Annotated in this window: 6 protein-coding genes; 2 read left to right on the plus strand and 4 right to left on the minus strand. The window is 45.8% G+C overall.

The window, feature by feature from the left end:
- The first annotated feature begins 8 nt into the window (after nucleotides 1-8).
- Complete coding sequence (locus tag HYW32_04475; protein ID MBI2590240.1) at nucleotides 9-1,463, plus strand: glycosyltransferase family 2 protein; 1,455 nt, start codon at nucleotides 9-11, stop codon at nucleotides 1,461-1,463.
- Here the strand turns inward: HYW32_04475 and HYW32_04480 are convergent.
- From HYW32_04480 to uvrB, 3 genes are read right to left on the minus strand one after another with little or no spacing between them, the layout of a single operon-like run.
- On the minus strand, nucleotides 1,423-2,688 hold the full coding sequence (locus HYW32_04480; protein MBI2590241.1) for a UvrB/UvrC motif-containing protein: 1,266 nt from the start codon (nucleotides 2,686-2,688) through the stop codon (nucleotides 1,423-1,425). The genes HYW32_04475 and HYW32_04480 overlap by 41 nt on opposite strands.
- Nucleotides 2,685-5,603, minus strand: coding sequence for an excinuclease ABC subunit UvrA (gene uvrA, locus HYW32_04485; protein MBI2590242.1), 2,919 nt, complete (start codon nucleotides 5,601-5,603; stop codon nucleotides 2,685-2,687). Before uvrA ends, HYW32_04480 begins: the two co-directional genes overlap by 4 nt.
- Before the next feature lie 38 nt (nucleotides 5,604-5,641).
- Entirely contained in the window at nucleotides 5,642-7,627 is a 1,986-nt protein-coding gene (gene uvrB, locus HYW32_04490; protein ID MBI2590243.1) for an excinuclease ABC subunit UvrB, read from the minus strand.
- Between the two features lie 22 nt (nucleotides 7,628-7,649).
- On the opposite strand from uvrB, the gene HYW32_04495 reads away from it, so the two are divergent.
- Nucleotides 7,650-8,816 carry a hypothetical protein gene (locus tag HYW32_04495; protein ID MBI2590244.1) on the plus strand — a complete coding sequence of 389 codons (1,167 nt, stop codon included), beginning with the start codon at nucleotides 7,650-7,652 and terminating at the stop codon, nucleotides 8,814-8,816.
- Here HYW32_04495 and HYW32_04500 read toward each other — a convergent pair.
- The gene (locus HYW32_04500) at nucleotides 8,758-9,393 is read right to left on the minus strand and encodes a hypothetical protein (protein MBI2590245.1); all 636 of its coding nucleotides are present in this window, start codon (nucleotides 9,391-9,393) and stop codon (nucleotides 8,758-8,760) included. The genes HYW32_04495 and HYW32_04500 overlap by 59 nt on opposite strands.
- Nucleotides 9,394-9,574: the final 181 nt, after the last annotated feature.

Below are 9,574 nucleotides of genomic sequence, written 5' to 3' on the forward strand. Positions count from 1 at the left end.
GAATCCTTGTGCTCTCATTCACAGCGCCAGTCTTGATTTCGAGCATTTTAATTCTTTACTCTCTCCATTGGTTGACACGGTCATTTTTAATGTCGGCGCGTCTGATTGTTGGCTATATTCGATATAGGCATGATATTAGGCGTGACTGGTTACAGATACTTCACGACCGTTATACGAATAGCGCGATTAAGCAGATTTATCAGCTTGTCATTATCGCCACATCCAAAGAAAGGTATCCTATTGTTCGCTCGACCCTTGAAGCAATTCAAGCGAGTGATTTCCCCAAGAAGCAATTGCTTGTTGTTTTAGCCACTGAAGAAAGATTTGCAGACAATAGCGCGAGACTTTGTTCGCTTGCGCAAGCTGAATTTGGCAAGATTTTTGGCGCTTTTATAACAAGTATTCACCCTAAAAATCTTCCTGGCGAAGTCGTTGGCAAAGGTGGCAATTTAACCTGGGCAGGGCGACAGGCAAAAAAATATCTTGATCGAAAAAAGATTCCTTATAATCAAGTGATCTGCACCACGCTTGATTCGGATAATCGAGTTCATCGTAAGTATTTTTCGGCCTTAGCTTGTGCTTATCTTGCTCACCCAGCGCCTAAATATGCATCATTCCAGCCGATTCCAATGTTTTTTAATAACATTTGGGAGGTACCCCTACCGATTCGCTCAATTGCTCTGGGTAGCAGTTTTTGGCAGATTATTGAATCTACTCGTCCATATCGATTGCGTAATTTCTCTGCCCATGCGCAAAGTTTTGAGGCTTTAGTGGCAACTGATTTTTGGTCAACGACTACAATTGTCGAAGACGGCCATCAGTTTTGGCGAACTTATTTTCGTTTTCATGGTCGCCACGAAGTAATTCCGCTTAATGTTCCGGTATATCAAGACGCAGTCTTGTCGCCGCGCGGATATTGGGCGACATTTCGTGAGCAGTATATTCAAAAACGCCGCTGGGCTTGGGGATGTTCAGATATTCCCTTTGTTCTCATTCACGCGTGGCAAGACAAAAAAATTCCTTTCCTAAATAAATGGATTCAAGTTGGACGGCTAGTAGAGGGACACTTTTCTTGGGCAAGCACGTCGATCATCTTGGCATTTTTTAGCTGGTTGCCGCGTTTGGCGAATCCGGAATTCCAAAATGCCGTTTTGGCCTATACATTTCCGCCGCTCTATGGGAGAATTTTAGCTTTGGCGCTTTCTGGCATGATCGTAACTTTAACGATCTCAACTTTACTTTTACCGCCGATTCCTAAAAAACGTTTAAAGCGAACCACATGGAATCTTGTCTTTGAGTGGCTGACGGCGCCATTCCTCCTCCCAATTTCTAATGTTCTCTTTTCATCGTTGCCAGCCATTGAGGCGCAGACCCGCCTGATGCTCGGCAAGAGATTAGAATTCAAACCAACTGAAAAACATATTATTCGCCAGGACATTTCGAACCATCCAGCGGCAGAATAGAACGAGCGCGAAGTTTGCGATGATATTGAATGGCAAAACGATGCGCCTCGTCGCGAGCAAGACGAGTAATAGGCTCAAAAAGTTGAGTCGTTAGACGTTCACGATTAAGCAAGGCTCGCGCTTGTTCAGAAAAAACGAGACGAGCAAGTTTACGGGATGGGCCCTTAATAATGCTAGCGACAGGGATATTTAAACCGAATTTTCTGACGACTGATTCAGCAATTTTGAGTTGCGATTGTCCACCATCAACCAAAATCAAATCAGGCAGAGTCCAGTCGAAATGTTTAAAACGGCGCATGAGTAGTTCGCGAAGCATAGCCAAATCGTTTTGTTCACGAACGTGTTTTATTTGGAAGCGACGATACTCGCTCGGATTAGGGCGGCCATGTTCTAAAACAATCAAACTACCTACTCCATGTTCGCGACCAAGATTTGAAATGTCGTAGGCTTCCAGGCGAGCCGGTAAAGATGTTTCCAATAAACTGGTGGCATCATCGGTCATGAAAGCGGTGTCGCGAATATGAGTCAGAGCAAATAACTCATCTCGCAGGCGCGCAGCGTCTTCATAGCGGCGGGTTTTTGAGGCGTATATCATTGCGCGCTGTAAAGTGTTGATTAAACGTGTTTTCTTGCCTTCTAAAAACTGAACCACGCGTCGGATAATTTTTCGATGCGCGCGCGGCGTAATCTGGCCGACACAGATTCCCGGGCAGAGTTTGAGGTGATAGTAAAGGCAGGGACGACCTGAATTAACTTTGCCTCGACACTCAAATTTGAAAATAGAACGCAGAGTTTTTAGAGCTTTTTGTGCCGACTGTGAGGAAACATACGGTCCGAAAGTTCGATTAATCGGGGCAGATAATTTTTGCGTGGGACGGCTAATCAATAAGCGTGGATATAACTCGCTTGTGAGAGCAATTTGAGCAAAAGTTTTGTTATCTTTTCCACGAACGTTAAATTTTGGCCGATGCTTGCCGATTTGATTTGCTTCCAAAATCAATGCCTCAAGCGCCGTGTCAGTTGTTTGAATTTTAATTGAGGCAATTTGGGGCAACATCTGCGAGAGACGTCTATCGAGCGGTCTCTGCCAATAGGAGCGGATGCGCGCCCTTAATGAGGTGGCCTTGCCAATGTATAAAATATTCTCTTCACGATCGTGGTAGTAATAAACGCCGGGGTTTCGAGGGAGCTGTTCGAGTTGAGTAGTTTTATAAGTTCGTTTCATGTATTTTCTGCTGATATCATCGCGCGGGAAGAATGGGGGAATGAGGCCACATCGTGTTTGAAGCTTGTCTCTCTGACGCTCGCAGTAGCTTTAATCTTTTTATGAAGAATCCGTTTTAAAAATTGTCCTGTGTAAGAATTTTGCGCCACAGCGATTTTCTCTGGCGCTCCACAAGCAATCACCCGACCGCCCGCTTCACCCCCTTCCGGACCCAAATCAATCACCCAGTCGGCGCACTTGATGACATCAAGATTATGCTCAATAACCACGACCGTATTCCCTTGATCGACTAATTGATTAAGAACTTCAAGTAATTTTACAATGTCATCGGTATGCAACCCAGTTGTTGGTTCGTCAAGCACATAGAACGTATCACCGTGCCCGCGCCGAGCGAGTTCGCTGGCGAGCTTAATCCTTTGCGCCTCGCCTCCAGACAGCGTTGTTGCCGACTGACCAAGCTCAATGTAACCCAGACCAACATTGACTAAAACCTTCAATTTATCTGCAATTGCTGGGAAATCGGCGAAAAAGTCAAGCGCCTCATCAACTGTTAGTTCAAGAATCTCGGCAATATTTTTGCCGGCAAATTGAATGTTTAGAGTATCGCGATTATAACGTTTACCTAAACATACATCACATGGAACATATACATCGGGTAAAAATTGCATCTCAATTTTTATTGCTCCATCGCCAGCGCAATTTTCACACCTTCCACCCGCGATATTAAATGAAAAACGTCCCGCGGTGTAACCGCGCGTTCGCGCCCCGGACGTGGCGGCAAAAAGTTCGCGAATATGTGTAAAAACACCGGTGTAAGTTGCTGGGTTGGAGCGCGGTGTGCGACCAATCGGCGCCTGACTGATTAGAATTGCTCGTTTAAGATTTTCAAATCCCTCAAGGCGCTCATATGCGCCTGGCTTAACCAGCGCTCGGTTTAACTTGCGCGCTAGGGCATTATAAATCACGTCCGTGAGAAGTGTAGATTTTCCCGAGCCGGAGACGCCGGTTATGCATGTAAAAGTTCCGAGCGGAAGGTGGGCATTGACGCGTTTAAGATTATTTTCGGTTGCTCCAAAAATTGAAAGCCAATATTTACTTGTGCGCCTCTTGTTTGGAATAAGCACTTGTTTGGCGCCAGCTAAATATTGGCCAGTCAGTGAGCGCGGATTCTGCATGACATCGTTGGGCGCACCTTGAGCAATAACTTGCCCTCCGCGTTTGCCCGCGTGCGGGCCAATATCCACAACGTAATCCGCTGTTTGAATTGTTTCCTCATCATGCTCTACAACAATAACGGTATTGCCTAGATCGCGAAGTTTTTTGAGAATTGCGATTAGTTTTCGGTTATCGCGCGCATGCAATCCAATCGAAGGTTCATCGAGCACATAGAGTACGCCCGTGAGATGGCTACCCACCTGACTTGCCAATCGAATTCTTTGCGCCTCGCCGCCCGCTAAAGTTACAGCCGAGCGATTAAGAGTGAGATAGCCAAGTCCGACGTTTGCTAAGAACCTTAAACGATTAACAATTTCTTTGAGAATCCGATTTGCAATCAGCGTATCTCGTTTCGACAAGGTAAGAGTTTGAAAGAATGCCCACGCTTCATCAACGGGTAAGGCGCTAATTTCGGCAATGTTTTTTCCTCCAACCGTAACGAGCAGACTCACCTTTTTGAGGCGCGCGCCCGTGCAAGTGGGGCAAAGTGATTCGGTCATGTACTTAACTAAATCTTGGCGGACACTTTCCGATTCAGTCTCGCGCCAGCGTCGTTCAAGGAGCGGAATGATGCCTTCAAAGCGAAGATGAAAAACATTGCGCTTGCCCTGCGTGTAGTACGTAGCTGGAATCCGCACCGGCGCTTCGGGGCCAGTAAGTAACAGCTCCCTTTCAGACTCTTTGAGGGTTTTAATCGGCGCATTCATGTCGATGCCGTAGTATTCCGTAACAGCGCGCAAGGTAAAGCCGTACCAATTTTTTGACGAATAAGTCCAAGGCAGGATCGCACCCTCGGCAATGTTTTTAGTCTCATCGGGCAAAACGAGTGAAGGATCAATTTTGCGCTGAACACCTAAACCATCACAATTATTACAAGCGCCGAAAGGTGAATTAAATGAAAATGAGCGCGGTTCGAGTTTGGGGAAGCTTGTGCCACAGACAGTGCAGAGTAAAGATAAGTTCATGCGTATTTCATTTTTGTTTGAACGGATAATCACACTTCCCTCGGCTCGACCAGCCGCTTGTTCAATACCTTCTGAAAATCTATTCATTTCACGATCGTTTAAAATAAAACGATCGATCAAAACTTCAAGTGTATGACGCGAGTAACGATTTAAAACAGGCAGAGTTTGATTTAGTTCCAAAGTTTTTCCATCAATAATCACCTCGGAAAATCCCTCTTTGGCCAGATTATTGAGAAGTTCATGATATTCACCCTTGCGCTCTCGAACTATTGGGGCATAAAGCGCAAGCTCCGTTTCCTCTGGAATTTGTTCGATCACGCGATCGATCACTTCGTCGATACTTGCCCGAGTAATCGAGGCTCCGTCGTTCTGACAATGCGCCAGGCCAATTTTTGCGTACAATAAACGCAGATAGTCGTGAATTTCAGTCACCGTGCCAACGGTGGAACGCGGATTGTGACTTGCGGATTTTTGATCGATCGAAATTGCGGGCGAGAGACCCTCAATTGAATCGACGTCTGGTTTGTTGCTCTGTCCTAAAAATTGTCTCGCATAGGCAGATAGGGATTCAATATAACGACGTTGGCCTTCGGCATAAATCGTATCGAATGCCAATGAAGACTTGCCTGATCCAGAGAGTCCAGTAATAACGATTAAAGAATTTTTGGGCAAATCAAGATCAATGTTTTTGAGATTATGTTCGCGCGCCCCGCGAATTTGAATAAAATCGTGCATTCACTAAATATAGCAGAAACCAAACAGAAACCGAACGATCATTTTTTACCTCCATGGAAGGTTCGAGCTAATTTGCGAAGTTGAATCACCTCGTCGCGCGCTAAAGCCGCCTCTTCAAATTTGAGATCCTTAGCCAACTTCTTCATCATCCGCTCACGTTCTTGAATGAGGCGAGGTAAATCGTCTGGGTTGATGATCTGCAACAACTCCTGTGCTGGTAAAACTTCTTCTTCTGGCAGGATACTCATCACTTGTTTTCTTATTGATTCGGGCGTAATGCCATGTTTTTGATTATAGGTCAGTTGTTTTTGCCTGCGCCGATCGGTTTCCGTCAGGGCGCGCTTCATTGAGCCGGTCATATTGTCGGCATACAAAATCACTCGCCCGCGCACATTGCGAGCGGCGCGTCCAATAGTTTGAATAAGTGAGGTTTCGGAGCGCAGAAACCCTTCCTTATCGGCATCAAGAATCAGAACCAGCGTCACTTCAGGAAGATCGAGTCCCTCGCGCAGTAAATTAACTCCCACAATGACATCAATTTTGCCTTTACGTAGCTCGTCCAGTGTTCGAATGCGATCGAGTGTGCTAACTTCCGAATGCAAATACTGGGCTTTGACCCTCTTGTTTTTGAAAAATTCAGCTAAATCTTCAGCCATTTTTTTAGTGAGCGTGGTAACCAAAATTCGATTGCCGGCTCCGACTTCTTTGGTGATTTCTTCAATTGCGTCGTCGACTTGGCCAAGAATTGGGCGAACATTGGTCTGCGGATCAACGAGGCCGGTTGGTCGAATGACTTGTTCGACAATCTGGCTTGAGTGCGCTCGTTCATAGGGTCCGGGTGTAGCTGAAACATAAATCCGTTTGGACGTTCGCACCTCAAATTCAGTAAAATTCAGTGGGCGGTTATCGAGTGCCGAGGGGAGGCGAAAACCGTACTCGATCAGTGTCTCTTTGCGGGCGCGGTCGCCAGCATACATGCCTCCAATTTGAGGAATCGTCACGTGAGACTCATCGATAATTGTGATGAAATTTTTAGGGAAATAATCCAACAGTGTGCTCGGTGACTCACCGGCCTTGCGATTTGTCAGATGACGGGAATAATTCTCAATCCCGTTGCAATAACCCAATTCACGCATGAGCGCGAGATCGTGGCGCGTTCGGCGGTTAAGTCGATCGGCTTCAATTTCTTTGCCGCGCATTTTAAGAGTTGCCACTTGGGCTTCGAGTTCAACCTGAATACTTATTAAGGCCTGTTTCAGAATTTTGGGTGAGACAACAAAATGTTTAGCGGGGAAAATTGTGAACTCGCTCGGATTGTTTAAAACAGTCCGACTTATTAAATCAAGTGAGCTTAAACTAATAACGCGATTGCCTTCCAATTGAATGCGGTAGATTCGTTCTTCTGAAGCTGGAATAATGTCAATGATTGAACCGCGAGCGGAAAATGTGCCGCGCAAAAAAGTTTCATCTCGCGTGAAATACATAGAAACTAATTTTTGGATCAAATCCTCGCGATGTAGTTGGTCGCCCACTCGAATCGGCAAGATAACCGCCTCATAGTCTTGTGGCGAACCCAAACCGTAGATTGCTGAAACTGAAGCAACGATAATTACATCTCGTCTGGAAAGTAAAGCGGTTGTGGCGGCATGGCGCAAGCGATCGATTTCGTCGTTGATTTCCGCTTCCTTTTCGATGTAGGTATCCGAGGACGGCACATAAGCTTCGGGTTGGTAGTAGTCGTAATAGGAAACGAAATATTCGACAGCGTTATTTGGAAAAAACGTTCGGAATTCTTGGGTGAGTTGAGCGGCTAGAGTTTTGTTGTGAGCCAGCACTAAAGCGGGGCGATTAACACGGGCAAGCACATTCGCAATCGTAAAGGTTTTGCCGGAACCTGTGACACCAAGTAGGGTTTGATGACGAGCGTGTCCTTGGAGGCCACGCACTAGTTTACCAATGGCAGTCGGTTGATCGCCGGCTGGTCGGTAGGGCGCTATAAGCTCAAAGCTTGTTCCTTGGTTCATGACAGGTGTAGTATAGACATCTATGAGTGAGCAACCAAGTTTTGGGATTGTTGCGTCTTTGCGTGGCAGTGTCGAAAGCGGCGCACCGTTCGGCATTCTGACCACTTATTTTCGGGATTTAGTTGAACACGCAATGCAGTGTGGCTGGGAAGCGTATGTTTTCTCGCCACGCGATGTCTTGCGTCAGCGACGTGTGATCTGGGGGTGGAAGAGAAAAAATGGCACTTGGAAAAGGGCTTTCGTTCCCACGCCCCAGATTGGTTATCTGCGCTCAAATACTTTTACGCCTGCAGATAAAAAAGTCTTTCTCTGGTTGCGCGACGAGGTTGGCACTCAATTTATCAATCAACCCGAAGTGGAAGAAATAGTTTTTGACTATTGGCGTTTAATTCAAATTGGTTTGAGTCATCCAACACTGATCGGCAGAATACCCGATTCAATTTTATTGCGAGGTGATTTGTCTCTTACCGAAACAATGAAACTTGATTCGCACTATCTAGTGAGACCACGGTTTGCGCTTCGGCAAGGTGCCGCTGAAATCACTCGATTTGAGGATACATTTCACGTTCGTTATGAGTATAAGAATAGTATTATTGATGAAGATTTTAATTCGGTGGTGCAACTGCGCGATTCATTGCACGTTCATTTCGGCGATGCGATTATTCAGCATCTGCCAAAGTTATTCAGAGTTGAGAATTGTATCATTGGAATAAGGAGTTTTTGGCAACGCGATCGAAGTGGCCGTTGGAAGGAAAATTTCTCGATTTTACGCGTTAGCCAGCCTTCAAATCATACTGATCAATTGGCAACAGTTGGCCTGCTTGAACGTTATCTGCCTTTTCTTTCGCGTTCTCTAAAGAGTCAAATGGAAGCAGTTCGTTACCAGATAATAAATATATCCCGCACGTTCGTAGAACTAATAGACCAGCGCGGGCATGGAGCTTCGGAGTTAAGTGTCGATTTGCTGATTACACGGGAGAAACAAGTTATTCTAGCGGGTGTGTCAACCCTGGGCGGCATGTATGCGCTAAAAAAAATTCAAATACCCGAACTTCGCCATAAAGTAATGTCGACAACTCTCAACTATGCCACTACGCTCTATGAACAAACTCATGTTACGCCCATTGGCGTTAGCGAAGTGAATTCAACGCCGACACAAATTCATCAAACTGCTCTTGATGCGTCGTAGCTGATCCCTTGGCAAGGTCGCGTGCCAGTGTATCCAAATCGCTCTGGCTCAAGTTCGTATCTAATGAAAGTTCTTGAGAAAAGCGGACCTCAACGTTGTTTTTATAGGCTTGGCCGCGAAAGGTAATTGGGCGGCGATTCAAAGAACTACTGCAAGTATCAATGCCAAAAACATAAGGCACAGCTCGTGGGCTAGTTTGAAGTTTAATCGCAATCAGCCCCGGAAATTCAGTTTTCCAATCTTTAATCACTTGGTCGCTTTTTTTACCTAGGTTTGTAGATAAAATTTTGGAAGCGCTCTCGCTTAAGTTAAAGCAAGTGCTTTTTTGATTCTGAATCTTACTGATGCGAGCGCCTTGAACCCGGAGCGTGCTCGACTCGCTACTACCAACTGACCACGTGGTCGGCGCATCAAAAACAAGCCCTGATTCCTTTTCGGCAAAAGGCTTTGTGGGTAACTCTTGTTTTTGATTAGAACGCCCGCGAAAAAGAACTGTGCCCACAATAATTATCACACCTATTGTGGCGAGTCCAATTAAAAGTCCAATCGACTGATAGTTTGCAGTCCGTAATGCCATTAAAAGTAGTATAGCAAATCCTGGTTCGTTCGTTTGCTCGCCTACATTCGCATTGTCAATGCAACACTTGCGGTTTGTAAGCATTGAGTAAAGACTTCTTTCGGGGTGGCGTAGTTGAGGCATTTTCGGGGTCGATCATTAAGCTCGGCGACAATGTCTTGCAGCTCCTCATCGGGAACTG

It is taken from the genome of Candidatus Berkelbacteria bacterium (assembly GCA_016187225.1).
Taxonomy (GTDB): domain Bacteria; phylum Patescibacteriota; class UBA1384; order JACPKC01; family JACPKC01; genus JACPKC01.